15 protein-coding genes are annotated in these 16,175 nt (G+C 35.9%); 13 read left to right on the top strand and 2 right to left on the bottom strand.

Annotated features, from left to right (window positions below; all coding sequences use genetic code 11):
- Positions 1 to 79: 79 nt before the first annotated feature.
- Positions 80 to 919 carry a non-homologous end joining protein Ku gene (gene ku, locus BAOM_RS15615; protein WP_127761073.1) on the top strand — a complete coding sequence of 280 codons (840 nt, stop codon included), beginning with the start codon at positions 80 to 82 and terminating at the stop codon, positions 917 to 919.
- Between the two features lie 50 nt (positions 920 to 969).
- On the opposite strand, the gene BAOM_RS15610 is transcribed toward ku, so the two are convergent.
- Positions 970 to 1,995, bottom strand: a complete 1,026-nt coding sequence (locus BAOM_RS15610; protein WP_127761072.1) for a YeiH family protein — start codon at positions 1,993 to 1,995, stop codon at positions 970 to 972.
- Positions 1,996 to 2,131: 136 nt separating this feature from the next.
- Here BAOM_RS15610 and BAOM_RS15605 point away from each other — a divergent pair, with 136 nt between their 5' ends.
- The 8 genes from BAOM_RS15605 to mntR all read left to right on the top strand — a co-directional run bounded on the left by BAOM_RS15605 (position 2,132) and on the right by mntR (position 10,097).
- Positions 2,132 to 3,016 carry a LysR family transcriptional regulator gene (locus tag BAOM_RS15605; RefSeq protein WP_127761071.1) on the top strand — a complete coding sequence of 295 codons (885 nt, stop codon included), beginning with the start codon at positions 2,132 to 2,134 and terminating at the stop codon, positions 3,014 to 3,016.
- Positions 3,017 to 3,041: 25 nt separating this feature from the next.
- Positions 3,042 to 3,365, top strand: a complete 324-nt coding sequence (locus tag BAOM_RS15600; RefSeq protein WP_127761070.1) for a thioredoxin family protein — start codon at positions 3,042 to 3,044, stop codon at positions 3,363 to 3,365.
- Positions 3,366 to 3,653: 288 nt separating this feature from the next.
- Positions 3,654 to 5,309: an AraC family transcriptional regulator gene (locus BAOM_RS15595; RefSeq protein WP_127761069.1), complete on the top strand. Its 1,656-nt coding sequence runs from the start codon at positions 3,654 to 3,656 to the stop codon at positions 5,307 to 5,309.
- Between the two features lie 62 nt (positions 5,310 to 5,371).
- A complete protein-coding gene (locus tag BAOM_RS15590; RefSeq protein ID WP_127761068.1) occupies positions 5,372 to 6,334 on the top strand; it encodes an ABC transporter substrate-binding protein in 963 nt (320 codons plus the stop codon).
- Between the two features lie 367 nt (positions 6,335 to 6,701).
- Positions 6,702 to 7,718, top strand: coding sequence for a FecCD family ABC transporter permease (locus BAOM_RS15585; RefSeq protein ID WP_127761067.1), 1,017 nt, complete (start codon positions 6,702 to 6,704; stop codon positions 7,716 to 7,718).
- Positions 7,711 to 8,754 carry a FecCD family ABC transporter permease gene (locus BAOM_RS15580; RefSeq protein ID WP_164853257.1) on the top strand — a complete coding sequence of 348 codons (1,044 nt, stop codon included), beginning with the start codon at positions 7,711 to 7,713 and terminating at the stop codon, positions 8,752 to 8,754. Before BAOM_RS15585 ends, BAOM_RS15580 begins: the two co-directional genes overlap by 8 nt.
- 11 nt (positions 8,755 to 8,765) lie before the next feature.
- On the top strand, positions 8,766 to 9,518 hold the full coding sequence (locus BAOM_RS15575) for an IucA/IucC family C-terminal-domain containing protein (protein WP_127762593.1): 753 nt from the start codon (positions 8,766 to 8,768) through the stop codon (positions 9,516 to 9,518).
- Between the two features lie 150 nt (positions 9,519 to 9,668).
- Positions 9,669 to 10,097 carry a transcriptional regulator MntR gene (mntR, locus tag BAOM_RS15570; protein ID WP_127761065.1) on the top strand — a complete coding sequence of 143 codons (429 nt, stop codon included), beginning with the start codon at positions 9,669 to 9,671 and terminating at the stop codon, positions 10,095 to 10,097.
- A gap of 232 nt (positions 10,098 to 10,329) precedes the next feature.
- On the opposite strand, the gene metA is transcribed toward mntR, so the two are convergent.
- Positions 10,330 to 11,238 carry a homoserine O-acetyltransferase MetA gene (gene metA, locus BAOM_RS15565; protein ID WP_127761064.1) on the bottom strand — a complete coding sequence of 303 codons (909 nt, stop codon included), beginning with the start codon at positions 11,236 to 11,238 and terminating at the stop codon, positions 10,330 to 10,332.
- Positions 11,239 to 11,403: 165 nt separating this feature from the next.
- Here metA and BAOM_RS15560 point away from each other — a divergent pair, with 165 nt between their 5' ends.
- The 4 genes from BAOM_RS15560 (at position 11,404) to BAOM_RS15545 (ending at position 15,893) form a co-directional block, all read left to right on the top strand.
- Entirely contained in the window at positions 11,404 to 11,946 is a 543-nt protein-coding gene (locus tag BAOM_RS15560) for a hypothetical protein (RefSeq protein ID WP_127761063.1), read from the top strand.
- Between the two features lie 38 nt (positions 11,947 to 11,984).
- Complete coding sequence (locus BAOM_RS15555) at positions 11,985 to 12,467, top strand: glutathione peroxidase (protein WP_127761062.1); 483 nt, start codon at positions 11,985 to 11,987, stop codon at positions 12,465 to 12,467.
- Positions 12,468 to 12,528: 61 nt separating this feature from the next.
- Positions 12,529 to 14,412 carry an ABC-F family ATP-binding cassette domain-containing protein gene (locus BAOM_RS15550; RefSeq protein ID WP_127761061.1) on the top strand — a complete coding sequence of 628 codons (1,884 nt, stop codon included), beginning with the start codon at positions 12,529 to 12,531 and terminating at the stop codon, positions 14,410 to 14,412.
- Between the two features lie 344 nt (positions 14,413 to 14,756).
- A complete protein-coding gene (locus BAOM_RS15545) occupies positions 14,757 to 15,893 on the top strand; it encodes a conserved virulence factor C family protein (protein ID WP_127762592.1) in 1,137 nt (378 codons plus the stop codon).
- Positions 15,894 to 16,175: the final 282 nt, after the last annotated feature.

Below are 16,175 nucleotides of genomic sequence, written 5' to 3'. Positions count from 1 at the left end.
AAAGAGAAATGGGATGCATGATTGGTTATGTTTTTCTTGTCTTAGGACATAGTAATGGAAAAAGAGTATAGGTGATCGCATGCATACAGTTTGGAAAGGCAATCTATCGTTTGGTTTGATCAATATCGGGATTAAACTTCACAGTGCTATTGAAGACAAAGACGTTAAGCTTATTGGCATTCATAAAGATTGTCTTGTGCCGATTCAATATGAAAAGGTAGCTCCGGGGTGCGAAGAAGGACCGGTTGAGCCTGAGGATATTGTCAAGGCTTATCAATATGGTGCCAACAAATACGTTATTGTCAGTGAAGAAGAGTTACGTAATTTAAAGCAAGAATACGAAGTGGAGTCAGTTGACCTGATTTCCTTTGTACAATTAGAGGAAATTGATCCGATTTATTTTGAACGTTCGTACTTTATTAATCCAATGGAGGGCTCTGAAAGAACCTATGTCCTTCTTCGACAAGCGTTAGAGAGAACTGGAAAAATCGGTATCGTAAAAATTTCACTGCGCAGCCGACAGCATTTAGCTATCATTCGTGTATATAAACATGGACTTATTCTTGAAACCATTCATTATCCAGACGAGGTACGTTCGATTCAACAAGTGCCTAACCTGCCTTCTGAAGAACAAGTAACGATTCAAATGAAGGAACTTATTGCAGCAACTACTCTTATTAATCAGTTGACGGTACCGTTCGTGCCCGAAGATTATAAAGATGAATACCGAACAGCTTTACTTGATTTGATTGAGACAAAAATTGAGAAAGAAGATGTCCAAGTAAAATCTGTTATAAATCCGAACAAGGAAAATATCATAAGTATTATGGAAGCTTTAAATAAGAGCATTGAACAAACTAAACCAGAGAAATCACCAAAAGTGAAATCGACTTCCAAAACGAAAAAGGCAACAAGCTAAAAAAGACTACCTTCCGAATGAAATGGAAGGTAGTCTTTTGTTTATAAAGCTTAAACTAAATTCAAAAGATGCATCAGTACATATCCTAAAATTGATAGCAAAATAGAACCAATCAATCCAGCACTAAAAGGTTTAAGGCCTAATTTTTTAAAAGTGGCGATATCAACATTTAATCCTAATCCAGCCATAGCCATTGCGATGAATGTATAAGCAAGAAGAACAATGTAGTGGACTAAATAAGCCGGAATAATGCCTAAAGAATTAATCACGCTCATAGATAAAAATCCAAAAATGAACCATGGAATTGGAATCGGTGTCCATGAAGTTGTATCTCGTTTATTATTTTTTGAACGGTTCATCCATATTCCAATGACAATAGCTACTGGAACAAGCAATGCGACTCTTGTTAATTTCACAATAATGGCGGTATCGATAGCGTCCTTTCCCGCAGGTTCAGCTGCAGCAATGACATGCGCAATTTCATGTAAAGTAGCACCGGAAAAAATACCATAACCGTGTGAACTTAAATGCATAATAGGATAGAGTACTGTGTAACTCATTGTAAAAATGGTTCCTAAAATTGCTACCGTTGCAGCGGCAATGGCTATTTCATTATCTTTTGCTTTTAGTTGTGGAGCAACGGCTACAACAGCGGCAGCTCCACAGATGGCCGTTCCGCAGGCTGTTAAGATTCCTAAATTTTCATCTACTTTAAAAAGTCGAGCTAATCCATACACGATAATCAAAGTAAGGACAATATTAATAACAGCAAGAATAAAAACGTTAGGGCCCGCATCTATCATATCAACGAAATTAAGCCGCATTCCTAATAAAATAATGCCAAAACGAAGTAGTTTTTTACTCGAAAAATTCGAACCGGCTAATAAAACATCTGGTACTTTGAATACAGCTTGCCACGTCATTCCTATTAAAATCGCTATCACGAGTTGTCCCATCATATTGAAAAAAGGGAGCCATGCTAAACATTTAGCAAATAGAGCAATAACGAATGTTAATCCAATCCCTCTAAAAAAGAATATTTTTTTCTGCTGTTCTTCGGTGTACGGCTGCTGCATTTTAATCACTCCAACATAACGGTTTGCACTTTCTTACCTAAACTATAAAGTGCTTTCTTTCATTAGTTAAATATATATATAATATAGTAAGTATTAAAAAAACTAATGATTGAAGTGAGTGGATAGGAGTTTATATATGATTGTAGATGTAATGAAGGTGTTTGTAACAGTCATTGAACAAAAAAACTTTACTCGTGCAGCAGAGCTATTGCATATTTCTCAGCCGAATGTTAGTTTGCATATTAAAAATTTAGAAAATGAATTAGGAGCTAAGTTGATTCATCGTTCACCTAAGCAAGTAAGCCTTACCGAAGCGGGAGTCATTTTATATAAACATGCTAAGCAAATTTTATTACATTATGAGGAAGCAAAATATGAAATTCATGATTTGCAGCATATTGTAACAGGGAAATTACGAGTAGGGGCTAGTTTCACAATCGGAGAGTATATTCTTCCAAAGGTATTAGCGAAGTATGCGACTCAATATCCTCTTGTTGATATTCAAACGATTATTTCAAACACAGATGATGTCATTCATGGAGTACGAATGAACGAATTAGATATAGGGTTAATTGAGGGAAAAGCGGATTTTCAAGATCTTATTATTGAGCCGTTTATGGAAGATGACATGATTATTGTTGCCCCAAAGGAACATCCTTTATCTCAAAGAAGTTTAATCGAAAAGGAGTTGTTTCAAAATCAAGTTTGGATTTTGAGAGAACAAGGTTCGGGAACGCGGACGTATATGGATAGATTGATTGATGATTTGAATTTAACAATCAAACGTTCTTTTATTTTTAGTAGCAATCAAGGGGTAAAAGAAGCCGTCAAAGCTGGATTGGGAATTGCTTTATTATCTCGATGGGCAGTGAATAGTGAGTTAGAAACAAATTTATTATATGCTCTCTACATCAAAAATCACAAAGTAAAAAGACCTTTTTCTATCGTAAAGAATAAGAACGCTGAAATATCTAAAGCCCTTCAAATTTTTCAAAGTAAAATCGAGGAGTTTGCTCTTTAAATGAAGTAAGAAATTAGGTGATTGTATGCAGAAAATGATGAATTTAAATGAAATAAAGGAAACAATCCAAGGAAGTCCATCAGTTCTTCTATTGGTTAAGGCAGGAAACTGCGGTGTATGTGAATCTGTTCAATTCAAGATGAGCGAGCTATTGAAATCATATTTACAAGTTAAAGGGATGTATGTGTTTAAGGAGGATGTTCCCGAAATTACGGCCGAATATGTGGTTTTCTCAGCACCGACTTTACTTCTGTTTGTGGAAGGAAAGGAAATATATAGAGTTTCTCGATTTGTTCGCTTCGATGAATTAAAGCATATACTCCAATTATACGAAGAGAAGCTGGAATAGATTTTGTCAATGGAGGAGCTGTCCTATAAGTCTGTTAAACAGATTTATGGGACAGCTTTAATTGGATCTATAGTTAATTGTGAAGATAAACGTCTAGCAAAAGAATCATTTATTTACATATTTGTAGATATGAAATCTCAAAGTAATTGTCTGAAAAGCGTCTTAGCAACAATGTTCTTTAATATAGCCAATGATTAAGAGCGCCTATTCGTTTAGATAGCATTTTATTTTGGCATTATTTATTATATAATGAGAATGATTGTCATTATATATAAAAGGTGGATGACTATGTATAAAAATAAAAATCTGATTGGAAAATTATCTTCCTATTTATATAAATTGGGAGATATTAAACATGTTCGCTCGGTTCCCTCTCTTTTCTCTCGAAAGACCTCCATGTTTACTCTTTTGTTATTTAAAGAAGCTAGCGGGGAGATTATTATGAATGGACGAAGCTATCCATTACATAAGCAACAAGTTTTTCTTGTTTCTCCGAACGTGTCTGTAGAATTTCTTTTTGATAGAGACGATTCAATAGATTACTATCATCTTCAGTTTTTCGTTCTTCAAACGACAAAAAATCATAGTCATTATGTAACAACAGACTTGAAGTATGCAGATGAGATTTTTACAAGCTATTTTGATTATTTGCTCGGTCGAGTGGAGGAGATACAAAAGAAACAGCAAAGTCAGAGTCCATGGGATGTAATGAGTGGAAATATTATTTTTCAAGAATTGCTTGTCGCTTTATTTAAAGCGAATTTTCAAGAGCAAAAACGAGATGTTAATCAGGCTATTAAAAGTACTCAAGATTACATAGAACAACATTTTTCTTTAAATATTACGCGTGAGTATCTAGCTGCACTTTCTGGCATGAGTCCAGATTATTATTCGCGAGTATTTAAATGTAAAATCGGAAAAAGTCCAATGGAATATTTGACGGAAGTTCGCATCAATCGAGCAAAACAGCTGCTCATTTTATCGAAAGATCCTTTGCGTTCGATTGCAAACAGCGTGGGATTCAATGATGAATTTTATTTTAGTCGAAAGTTCAAAGCCGTGACTGGATTTTCACCAACTGCTTATGTAGAGAGAATTAAAAATTCAAGTAAAATTGCTTCCTTAAAGCATTTGCTGACCGGTCATTTAGTTGCTCTTGGTATTGAACCGTATGCGACTGTCAAGAATCATGCATATCCAATTTCCAATCAGTTACGTCATACGATATCAATCGGTGACTATCAGCCTAATTTGGAGAAATTGATCTCAGTAAACCCTGATTTAATTTTGACATGTGAGTTTCGCGATTTTGAGAAATCTCAAAAAGAGAAACTATATGATCAAATTGCTTCGACAATCACACTTCCTTTCTTTCAAGATTGGCGCATTCATTTTCAGACAATTGCAAAAGTCGTTGGTAAAGAAGTAGAAGCAAGAAGGTGGTTAGAGAATTATGAGAGAAAAGCTGAAAATATTCGTAAGCAGTTAAAGAAAAGTATCGGAGAGGAGAACATTTTAATTGTTGGAATTGGTGATGGGAAAATGTGTGTGTATGGAAAACGGAATGTAGGTACGGTTCTTTATGGAGATTTACACCTTGCTTTCCCTAAAGGAGTAGAACAGATTGATCATTATAAGGAGATCACGCTTGAAGACTTAGCAGAGTTTGATGCAGATCGAATTCTTCTCACTACTTATCAGCATGATGGTACAGAATATATGGATCAAGCTATTCAAGATCAAGTGAATGCATTGTACGCTCATACTGTATGGAAAAATTTAAAGGCTGTCCAAAATGGAGCTATTTATTGTTTACATGACACTCAGCATCTGTATACATGCTATACATCATTATCGCATGATTTACTGTTGGATAAAATCAATGGATTAGTTCATGATGACGGAAATGTCCAAACATTAAACGTAAATGTTCATGGTTATTAAAGTTCGTCTCGGTATAATTAACAGTGATAATAATTATCATTACCAATTAAAGGGGAGTACATATGTTTTCTAGCAAAAAGTTATTATCTATTCTTTTATATGTCGTAGCATGTTTGCTCATCGTGACAGGCTGTGGACAAAAGTCAAGCATAGATGAGAAAAAAGAAGATGCACCAGCTCAAGAAGAGCGTGTTATTAAACATGCTGGAGGAGAAACAACGATAAAAGGTACGCCGAAAAGAATTGTCACTTTATATCAAGGAGCGAATGATACAGCTGTTGCACTTGGTGTGAAGCCAGTAGGTATCGTTGAATCATGGGATCAACAACCAATTTATGAATATTTAAGAACTGATTTAGAAGGTACGACAATTGTTGGTCAAGAACTGCAACCGAATTTAGAGGAAATTGCTAAATTGAAACCAGATTTGATTATTGCTTCTATCTATCGTCATGAGAAAATTTATCCGCAACTTTCTAAAATCGCTCCAACAATTATGGATGATACGATTTATGAATGGAAAGATACACTGCATTTAATGGCTGATGCGATGAATAAACAAGATAAAGAAAAAGAATTAGTGGCTGAGTGGGATAATCGAGTAAAAGATTTTAAAGAGCAAATGGGCGACAGTTTACCAATTACAGCAGCTATTACAAACTTCCGTTCAGATCATATGCGTGTTTATTACAATAGTTATGCAGGTTCTATTTTAAATGAATTAGGTTTTGAGCGTCCAAAAGGGCATGATTCAGAAGAGTGGGGAGAAAAAATTACATCTAAGGAACGTATTCCAGATTTAAATGCAGATACAATTTTTAATTTCAATGCATCTAAAGATACGGAACTTGTTGAGAAGAATTATAAAGAGTGGACAGGCCATCCACTTTGGAAAGAACTTGATGCTGTGAAAAACGACAAAGTGTACCAAGTTGATGAAGTGTATTGGAGCGCAGGTGCTGGTTATAAATCAGCGAATTTAATGCTTGATAGTTTATATGAGATATATGATTTGAAAAAATAAGTCATAGATTGATTCTTTTCAATGATTTCAAAAATATAACCTGCTGAGAAATGAACAAATCATGTTCATTATTGAAGCGGGTTTTCTTTATACTTTGGCTGTGTTAAACAATATTGTTGATAAAAATCAACATATAACATAGCCGATCCTTTAAGAACGTTTAACTTCTTTAAAGGGTAAAAGTATAAGAAAAGAGGGCCTTCAGGTCATACCTTTAGGTACAGCGGCTTTCGTCATTAGAGGCGATAAGTCGTGTTTTTCTAAAAAGGTAAGAAAGTATACAAGTTTCGATACGTTTTGGTGCCTAGTTTCAGGCGCCTTACGCTGTTTTTATGGAATGATGTCGAAAAGAATGAATGGTGATTAAATGGGACGAATCGTACGACAAGATAAAATGAAATGGATAGGTTTATTTTTATTAACTCTTTTATTAATTATTTGTATGTTAGCTAGTTTAATGTTTGGCAATACGAATTTTATGCTGACGGATATTTACAAAACGCTAACATCGTCTAATTCCAAAGATGTAGCACATATTATTATTTGGCAAGAACGCTTTCCACGTATGGTGATAGCTGTTGTGACAGGAGCTTCATTAGCTGTAGCAGGTGTAATCAGTCAATTATTGACGCGTAACCCATTAGGTTCTCCTAGCGTATTAGGGATTAACTCAGGTTCGATTTTTGTTATTGTTGTTTGCGTTGTATTATTTAAAGTTTCAGATTTACATATTCTTGTGTATTTTGCTTTTTTAGGTGCGTTATTAGCCGCTTTTCTCGTTTATCTTTTAGGTTCATTAGGCCGCTCAAGTACCTCAGCTATCAAACTCATTTTAGCTGGAATCGCTGCGAATGCGATGTTTGTTTCATTTACACAAATTATTTTATTGATGAATCAAAAAGGGATGAGTGATGTTTTATTTTGGATGGCGGGTACGATTAGTGGAAGAACATTAGATATGATTCTAGCTGTGTTGCCATACTTGCTTGTTTCACTTGTTGTTACTTGTTTTCTAGGCAGATCGATGAACATTTATGCATCTGGAGAAAGTATTGCGAAAGGTTTAGGGCAAAATGTTTTCATTATGAAAGTGACATTACTTATTTTAATGGTTGTACTAGCAGGTGGTTCGTTAGCGGTAATTGGAAATGTTGGTTTCGTTGGCTTAATTATTCCTCACTTAGCGAAAGCGATTGTTGGAAATGGATATCCGTGGTTAACACCGTATTCAATTTTGTTAGGGAGTATCTTTTTATTAATTGCTGATTTAAGTACAAGACTTATTCATCCGCCTGCGGAAATTCCTTTAGGGGTTATCACAGCATTTATTGGGGCTCCATTCTTTATCTATGTTGCTTTTAAAGGAGGGCGTGCACGTGAATGATAGATGGGTTGTTCGTACAAAAAATGAGAAAGTATCTTTTTTTCTGATTAAAAAAGAAGTATATAAAACGATTGCGGTATTCGTGAGTTTAATAGGGGCTCTTTTATTAGGTTTAATGATTGGTACAGATGTGATCCCATTTTATGAAATTATCAATTATATATTTCAATTAGCACCGATTGAAAATGAATTTGCATTAGGTGAATTAAGAATGCCGCGCGTGTTATCTGGCATGATTGTGGGGGCAGCACTCGCCATTGCAGGATTAATTGTTCAAGGAATTATTCGCAATCCGCTTGCTTCACCAGACGTTATTGGGGTTACTGGTGGTGCTTCTGTAAGTGCTGTTTTATTTTTAACATATTTTAGTGAGGGGATGGGTGTTCAATGGACGCCAATCTTTGCTATTTTGGGGGCTATTATTACCTTTTTCATCATCTATCTTTTTTCTCTACATCCATTGATAACGGCAAATCGTCTTGTGTTGATTGGAGTTGGTTTATCTTCACTAGCCGATGCCATTATTTTGTATATTCTTGTTACATCCGCTTCTTTTTCATCAGAGAGAGCGTATTTATGGCTTACTGGAAGTTTGTATGCGGTCAATTGGGTTCAAACAATCTCTATTTTAATTGGTTTCTTTATCTTATTTATTATGGTTCTATGGTCAACACGTAAGTTTGAATTATATAGTTTTGGAGATTCTATTGCTGAAGAGCTAGGTTTAAACTTAAAAAGCTTTAGAATCGTTTTCTTGCTGTTTAGTGCATTGCTTTGTGGATTATCTGTCTCTGTTGCTGGAGGAATCGGTTTTATCGGCTTATTAACACCACATATTTCACGAAGAATTGTTCGGCACCATACGTCGCTCTTATTCATTACAACAGCTGGCATTGGCGCAATCTTAGTCGTTCTTGCCGATTGGATTGCACGATATGCTTTTCAACCATTAGATATTCCAGTAGGTGTCTTTACAGCTGGCATTGGCGCCCCATTTTTTATTTATTTACTGATTAAGAATCGTAATTCATTTTAAGGGTGATATAAATGAACAGTTCTAGAACGAATGAGATCTTGTTGATCAAGAAAAAATTTCATATATATGACGCATCACAAGTTGCCGAAGTAATGACAGTAACTGATTTGTTAGAGGAAGAAAAGTGTAGGTTGTTTCTTCAAAAGCAGATGCAACAGCTACAAGCACCTAGTTTATCAGTAACAGCGTCGATGTTTTCAAAAAGGTATGCTTATCTTGTTGTGGCGTCTACATTATATAGCATGGTTGAATTTAATGGTGTATTCGTTTTACCACTAAAAGCATGCTCGTTCAGCACAAAACAAACCTTATCTATTCAAGAATACTTGTGTCAATGGAATCAAGGAATGGATGGTACGAGAGAACAGTGGCGTGAAAAGCTATTACAGGAGTTGTTCTCCAATCATATAACACCTGTTTGGAATATGTTAAAAAAAATATCGGGTATTTCTTCGGCAATATTATGGGAAAATCTAGCTGTTCGAATTAACTCTGTGTATCGTAAAGTTTTGGAGCAAGAAGTAACGTCTATAAAAAAGCAGAGAGTAGATAGCGATTTTCACTACTTAAAAGGTGCTAGTGGAGAACTGTTTGATTTGTTAGAAAATCCAATTAGTCGCTTTTTGAAAATAGGAGAAGAACTTCATATCCATCCAGATCGTCAAACATGTTGTTTATATTATCAATTGAAAGAAGATATGGAAGGAATAGGATATTGCACAAATTGTCCAATTGGCAGAAAGCGTAAAAGGAGAGAAAAATAAAAACGATAGGAGTAGTTCATATCCACCTACATCTGTACAGCGTATATAAAATATGGCATCATTAGAATAGTTTGGACAACGTGATTCTTGTCTCAAGGATATATGTATAGTACAATTTTTTTTATATGCGTTTGAATGGGAGGATTCTGGATGCCTACACCGAGCATGGAGGATTACATAGAACAAATTTACTTATTAATTGAAGAAAAAGGATATGCGAGAGTTTCTGACATTGCGGAAAACTTGTCTGTTCACCCATCTTCTGTTACGAAAATGGTTCAGAAGTTAGATCAAGAAAAATATTTAATTTATGAAAAGTATCGAGGGCTTGTTTTGACGGCAAATGGTCGAAAAATTGGCCAACGTCTTGTATATCGCCATGAGCTGTTAGAGCAAATGTTACGCTTAATAGGTGTGAAGGAAGAAAATATTTATCAAGATGTAGAAGGAATCGAGCATCACCTTAGTTGGGATTCCATTGATCGCGTAGGAGATCTTGTTGAATATTTTGAAGAGTCTCCTCAGCGTATCGCAGATTTGCGAGCAATTCAAAAAAGAAATGAAGAAAATACTAAATAAGGCCGTTATATACGGCTTTTTTTATTGTAGATGATGAGAAATTATCAAAAAGAGCATGACTCAAAAGGCATCTATTCGACCTTTGAGTTACGCTCTTTTCATCATTAAAAATGCAGCGAATTTAGCATAAGAACATGCTGAATTGAGGCATAACTGTGTCAATTTTTTTACATAATTATGCTAATTAGCTCGCTTCTTATACTAGAATAGGTTTTTGGTTAATCTTTCCTCTTCAATCCCATTCGAATGGAGTTAATTGATATACGTAATAATTTAACCAGTTAGAAAACATTAAGCTGCAATGACTTTTCCAGCGATGTAAAGGTGTGTTATCAGGGTTATCTTGTGGAAAATAATTTTCAGGCAGCTGTGTAAAAATGCCACGTTCATGATCGCGGTGATATTCATCAGCAAGCGTTGTTGCATCATATTCGAAATGACCTGTAATCATAATATTTTTACCATCCTTGGAAGAAGCGATTAAAACACCGGCTTGATCAGATTCGGCTAAAATTTTCAGTTCGGGATGGTTTTTGATTTTTGCATAATCAATATCTGTATAGCGTGAATGCGGAGCCAAAAAGAAATCATCAAAGCCTCGAACAAGGTTTTCGTTTGGCAGCAGGACTTCATGTTTGTATACACCAAAGCATTTTTGTGGTAATTCGTATTTGTGAATGCCGTAATGATGGTACAATGCGGCTTGAGCACCCCAACAAATATGTAGAGTAGATGTGACATTGTCTTTTGACCAATTCATAATGTCTTTCAGCTCTTCCCAGTAGTTGACGTCTTCAAATGGAAGTTTTTCAACGGGAGCTCCTGTAATGATTAAGCCATCGTATCTTTTGTGTTTGACTTCAGAAAATGGTTTATAAAATTGATCTAAGTGAAGCTTACTTGTATTTTTAGAATTATGCGTGCTAAGACGTAGGAATGAAATATTCACTTGGAGTGGTGTATTACCTAAAAAACGAAGTAGCTGTACTTCTGTTTTTTCTTTCTCAGGCATTAAATTTAAGATTAATATATTTAAAGGGCGAATATTTTGACTAGTCGCACGCTGTTCGTCCATAACAAAAATATTTTCTTGTTCTAATATTTCTTTTGCTGGCAATTGGCCAGGAATTTTGATTGGCATAGTTCTCCCCCTTTACCCACGATTAAATTAATAATATTTCTATTATATAGAATATTGAAAAATAGGAAAGGGTTTTTTACAAATTCTTATACAGGTTGATGTTTTATAACGTGGTAAAATGAAGAATATAAGCTTGTTGTAAATGAAAATGAGGTGAATGAGTATTTGTTTGACCCAACGGCATTTGATAATATGAAAGTAATACTGGAGGGAGCGGTGTATGACCGGGACTTCTATGGAGATATTCTTGTGATTAAACGAGATGATTTGATGAATTTGGCTACGCTGTCACGACAGTATTCGGTAGAATTTGAATTAAAGGAACCGCGTATACATAAGAAAGTCAGTGGAGGTATCCGTCTGTCAGCTTCTCTTGAAAATTTAAGTTCGGAGTTATTAGCGGGATATAATAACGAAAGTTCGAATGGTTCAACCGTAGAAATTTTTGTGAATTTGCTGGAGCAGTTAACAAAAGAGCAGGCGGTATCTATATTAACAGGTTTAGCAGGCATTTGGGGTGAACAACGATCGATTGCTTGGACAACAGTGGCTACCATGATGAATACAAAGCAGGAGTCCTTCTCTTCGACCTTTACGATTTCTTTTGATAGGCTGGTGAAGGAAGACCAAATCGACGACTTAGTCGATATGATTGAGTACTTAATTCAGTCGCTGCAATGGATGGAAACGTTTTTTAAAAAGGCATGAATCAGTAGTATCAACTTATATAGTTGGGAGAGATTAGCGTGTCTATCTATCATTTCGAAGTAAATAAAATCAATGGTGAGAAAATTTGGCTTGAGGAATATGCAGGAAAGGTTATTGTTATTGTGAATACGGCAAGTAAATGTGGGTTTTCTCCTCAATATGGAGATTTGCAAAAGCTGTATGAGCGCTATAAAGAAGAAGGTCTAGTCATTTTAGGGTTTCCATGCAATCAGTTTCTTGGTCAAGAGCCTGGAGATTCGTTAGAAATTGATACGTATTGTAAATTAAATCATGGAGTTACTTTCCCTATCTTTGAGAAAGTACATGTAAATGGAAAACAGGCTCATCCATTGTTTGACTATTTAACTGAACATGCACCCGGAATGATGGGGTCCAAATCGATTAAGTGGAATTTTACGAAATTTTTAATTGATCGAGAGGGAGAGATTGTAAGCCGTTATGCTCCTCAAACAAAACCGTTTGAAATGGAAGAAGATATCAAGAAATGTTTGCATAAATAATGAGGGAACAATAGACCTTTACTAGGTTATAACTAATAGATTGGGGAATGGGATAGACGATATGAAAGTGTTTAGCATGGAGAAAGTAACGAAAACACAAGGTGAAAAGCTGCTTTTTAAAGATATTTCTTTTTCGGTTTCAGAAGGAGAAAAGATAGGGATTGTTGGTATTAATGGAACGGGGAAATCGACGTTATTAAATATTATTGCAGGCAAGGAAGAGAGCGATATAGGCGAGAAAACTCATCCGAATGATTATCGCATTTCTTATTTATCGCAAGATCCGAATTTTGATGAATCGTTAACGATGATGGAATATATGTTTGCAAGTGATACTCCGATTTTTTCATTAATTAGAAAATATGAAAAAACACTTGTCGAGTTACAAAACGATCCGGAAAATTCAACTCTTCAAAATCGCTTATTACAAGAACAGCAGGAAATGGATGCACTAAATGCATGGGATACAAGTGCGAATGCGAGAACTGTTTTATCGAAGCTTGGAATGCAGGATTATTCAAAAACATTAGGACAATTATCAGGTGGCCAGAAGAAGCGAGTAGCACTTGCCAAGACGCTAATTGAGACACCGGATTTATTGATTTTGGATGAGCCGACAAATCATTTAGATTACGACAGTATTAAGTGGCTTGAGGATTATTTAGTGAAATATCCTCGCGCTGTTTTATTCGTTACGCATGATCGTTATTTCCTGGACAATGTTTCTAATAAAATTTGGGAAATAGCAAACAGTCGCCTTTTTGAATACAAGGGAAATTATGCGGCCTTTTTAGAAGCTAAAGCCATTCGTGAAGAAAATGAGTCGATTGAGCGCGGTAAAAAAGAAAGCTTGTTTAAAAAAGAATTAGCCTGGATTCGTACAGGAGCAAAAGCAAGAACAACGAAACAAAAGGCGAGAATTCAACGATTTGAGTCTCTAGAGGCTGGTTTGAAGCATAAAGGTAATAACGATCAACTAGAAATGGAGTTAAGTGGAGCACGGCTTGGGAAAAAGGTGCTGGAACTAAAGTCGATTTCGAAGTCCTTTGGGCCGGAACCTATTATCGAGAATTTTTCGTTTCTTTTTAAACCAGGAGATCGAATTGGAATTGTTGGAAGCAATGGAAGCGGTAAATCAACGTTACTAAATATATTAGCAGGTCGCGAAACGATTGATGCTGGTGAAATAGAAGTTGGTCAAACGGTCAAAATCGGCTATTATACACAGGAAAATGTCGATATGAATGAAAATATGCGAATGATTGAATATATTCGTGAAACGGCTGATTCAATTCAATTGAAGGATGGCAGCCATATTTCAGCGGCGCAAATGCTTGAGCGTTTCTTGTTTCCAATGCATACGCATGGAACACCGATTCGTAAGCTATCGGGTGGAGAGAAACGCCGCCTTTATTTATTAAGCATTTTAATGTCAGCTCCAAACGTTTTGCTGCTAGATGAACCGACCAATGATTTAGATACGCAAACATTAACGGTGCTTGAAGATTATTTAGAAACATTTGCAGGCGTTGTTATCACCGTGTCACATGATCGCTATTTCTTAGATAAGACGTGTCAGCAATTGTTTGTGTTTAAGAAAAAAGCAGATATCCAATTTTATTACGGTAGCTATTCAGAGTTTTTAGAAGAAAAAATAGAAGAAGTGGTCGTGGAAAAGGCAGTTGAGGCGCCTCCTGTCCCAAAGCGTACCGAAAAGAAAAAGAAGAAATTAACGTATGCTGAAACGAAAGAATGGGAAGAGATTGAGGGCAAGATGGAAGAAGTAGAACAAAGACTAGCCGAAATTACTGAGGAAATGTCAGCAGCCGGAAGTGATTTTGGAAAGATTCATGTGCTCGTAGAAGAAGAACGTGAACTAAATGAAAAGTTAGAATATATGATGGAAAGATGGACATATTTAGCAGAGAAGCTGGAAGAGGAATAACAGTGAGAAGGCTGCCCCAAAAATCATGAAAATGGCTTTTGGGGCAGCCTTCCGGTTTGTTGAACAATCATTCTTCTCAAATCATTACTTTTTTACCGTCCTTAAAAAGTATGTTTAAGGACAAAATGGAGGAATTCAGCCAGGAAAATGTCGTTTATCAGAGCCATGAACAATAAAATCCAGCAAAGGAATGGCGCTGTCCATTGGCTTTTCGTTAATGCTTTTTATTTTAGGGGCTTTTTAGACGGTCACTTTCTTACCTTCAGTCCGGATTGCATGAGATTCTCCGTTGAATATGATAAAATCGATGGAGCGAACAACGTGTGAATGAAGGAGATTAAATGATGCAAATTAAATCAATTGAACCTACACCAAGTCCAAATACAATGAAAATTAATTTAACAGAAGAACTGCCAGCTGGTAAAAGCAACAATTATAAAAAAGATGGGGCGGATCAAGCGCCAGCACTTATTCAAGAGCTGTTTAAAATTGACGGTGTGAAAGGCGTGTATCATGTAGCCGATTTTTTAGCTGTAGAGCGAAATGCCAAATATGATTGGAAAGATATATTAGTTCAAATTCGTCAAGTGTTTGGTGAGGAAACAACTGAGCAGTCGCGGCAAACAGCGATGCTTGAACATTTCGGTGAAGTAACGGTCATGATTCAACAATTTAAAGGCATTCCAATGCAAATCAAAATGAGTGATGGAAATAGTGAGAAACGATTTGCCCTGCCTAATTATTTTGTTAAAGCGGTAGCAGCTGCTCAAAAAGAGGATGACAATGTTGTGATGCTTCGTAAGTGGAAAGATTATGGAGTACGCTATGGAGATATGGAGGAAATCGGAAAAGAGGTAGCGGATGAGCTTGTCGCTGCTTATCCAGAGGAACGAGTCAATCAATTAGTCGCAGCTGCACAGGAGGCACAGGATAAAAAAGATCCAATCGTTAAGCGACCTAAAATCAAACTTACTGCAGATATGCTTGATGATGAAAATTGGGAAAAACGCTATCAAGCATTAGAGCAAATGGAAGATCCGACCGTGGAGGATATTCCTCTACTCGAAAAAGCATTAGATGATAACAAAGTGTCTATTCGTCGTCTAGCCGTTGTGTATTTAGGAATGATTGAAGATCCAAAAGTTTTACCAAGTTTGTATAAAGCATTGAAAGATTCTAGTGCAGCTGTTAGAAGAACAGCGGGTGATTGTTTGTCTGATTTAGGATTTGAAGAAGCGATGGGTGAAATGGCGCAAGCATTAGCGGATAAAAATAAGCTTGTCAGATGGAGAGCAGCAATGTTTCTCTATGAAGCAGGAAATGAGTCAGTGCTGCCTGCTTTAAAACAAGCAGAGAAAGATCCAGAGTTTGAAGTCGCACTACAAGTAAAGATGGCGATTGACCGTATTGAAAATGGAGAAGCAGCAAAAGGTTCTGTTTGGAAGCAAATGACGGAAGCAAGACAAGCGGATGAGAGATAAATTTTATGAAAATCTTATGATAAAGGAAAAATAAAAAAGTAGCCTTCGCGGTTACTTTTTTATTTTTTAAGAAGTTTAACTTTTCTAAAGGATTAAAGTGTGAGAAAAGACTTCGACTTTCGCCATTAGGAGCGATAGGTCGTGTTTTTTACTTATTTATTTTTGGGTAAAGCACTTTTTAAGAGTACAACGGTTGCATTTGTCTTCAAATATGTTAGAATTTTTAGAGAATAGTGAATGGTTGAACTACACTAAGTAATCAAACATTTTAGTTTAAATTGG

This window comes from Peribacillus asahii, from assembly GCF_004006295.1.
GTDB classification, from domain to species: Bacteria; Bacillota; Bacilli; order Bacillales; family DSM-1321; genus Peribacillus; species Peribacillus asahii_A.
Note: the sequence above shows the minus strand (reverse complement) of the source record. Positions and strands in the feature narration are given on the sequence as shown.

What these genes read in the sequence shown, in the direction of transcription:
- ku (WP_127761073.1), top strand. Translation starts at nt 80, where the DNA reads ATGCATACAGTTTGGAAAGGCAATCTATCGTTTGGTTTGATCAATATC.
- BAOM_RS15610 (WP_127761072.1), bottom strand. Translation starts at nt 1,995, where the DNA reads ATGCAGCAGCCGTACACCGAAGAACAGCAGAAAAAAATATTCTTTTTT.
- BAOM_RS15605 (WP_127761071.1), top strand. Translation starts at nt 2,132, where the DNA reads ATGATTGTAGATGTAATGAAGGTGTTTGTAACAGTCATTGAACAAAAA.
- BAOM_RS15600 (WP_127761070.1), top strand. Translation starts at nt 3,042, where the DNA reads ATGCAGAAAATGATGAATTTAAATGAAATAAAGGAAACAATCCAAGGA.
- BAOM_RS15595 (WP_127761069.1), top strand. Translation starts at nt 3,654, where the DNA reads ATGTATAAAAATAAAAATCTGATTGGAAAATTATCTTCCTATTTATAT.
- BAOM_RS15590 (WP_127761068.1), top strand. Translation starts at nt 5,372, where the DNA reads ATGTTTTCTAGCAAAAAGTTATTATCTATTCTTTTATATGTCGTAGCA.
- BAOM_RS15585 (WP_127761067.1), top strand. Translation starts at nt 6,702, where the DNA reads ATGGGACGAATCGTACGACAAGATAAAATGAAATGGATAGGTTTATTT.
- BAOM_RS15575 (WP_127762593.1), top strand. Translation starts at nt 8,766, where the DNA reads ATGAACAGTTCTAGAACGAATGAGATCTTGTTGATCAAGAAAAAATTT.
- mntR (WP_127761065.1), top strand. Translation starts at nt 9,669, where the DNA reads ATGCCTACACCGAGCATGGAGGATTACATAGAACAAATTTACTTATTA.
- metA (WP_127761064.1), bottom strand. Translation starts at nt 11,238, where the DNA reads ATGCCAATCAAAATTCCTGGCCAATTGCCAGCAAAAGAAATATTAGAA.
- BAOM_RS15550 (WP_127761061.1), top strand. Translation starts at nt 12,529, where the DNA reads ATGAAAGTGTTTAGCATGGAGAAAGTAACGAAAACACAAGGTGAAAAG.
- BAOM_RS15545 (WP_127762592.1), top strand. Translation starts at nt 14,757, where the DNA reads ATGCAAATTAAATCAATTGAACCTACACCAAGTCCAAATACAATGAAA.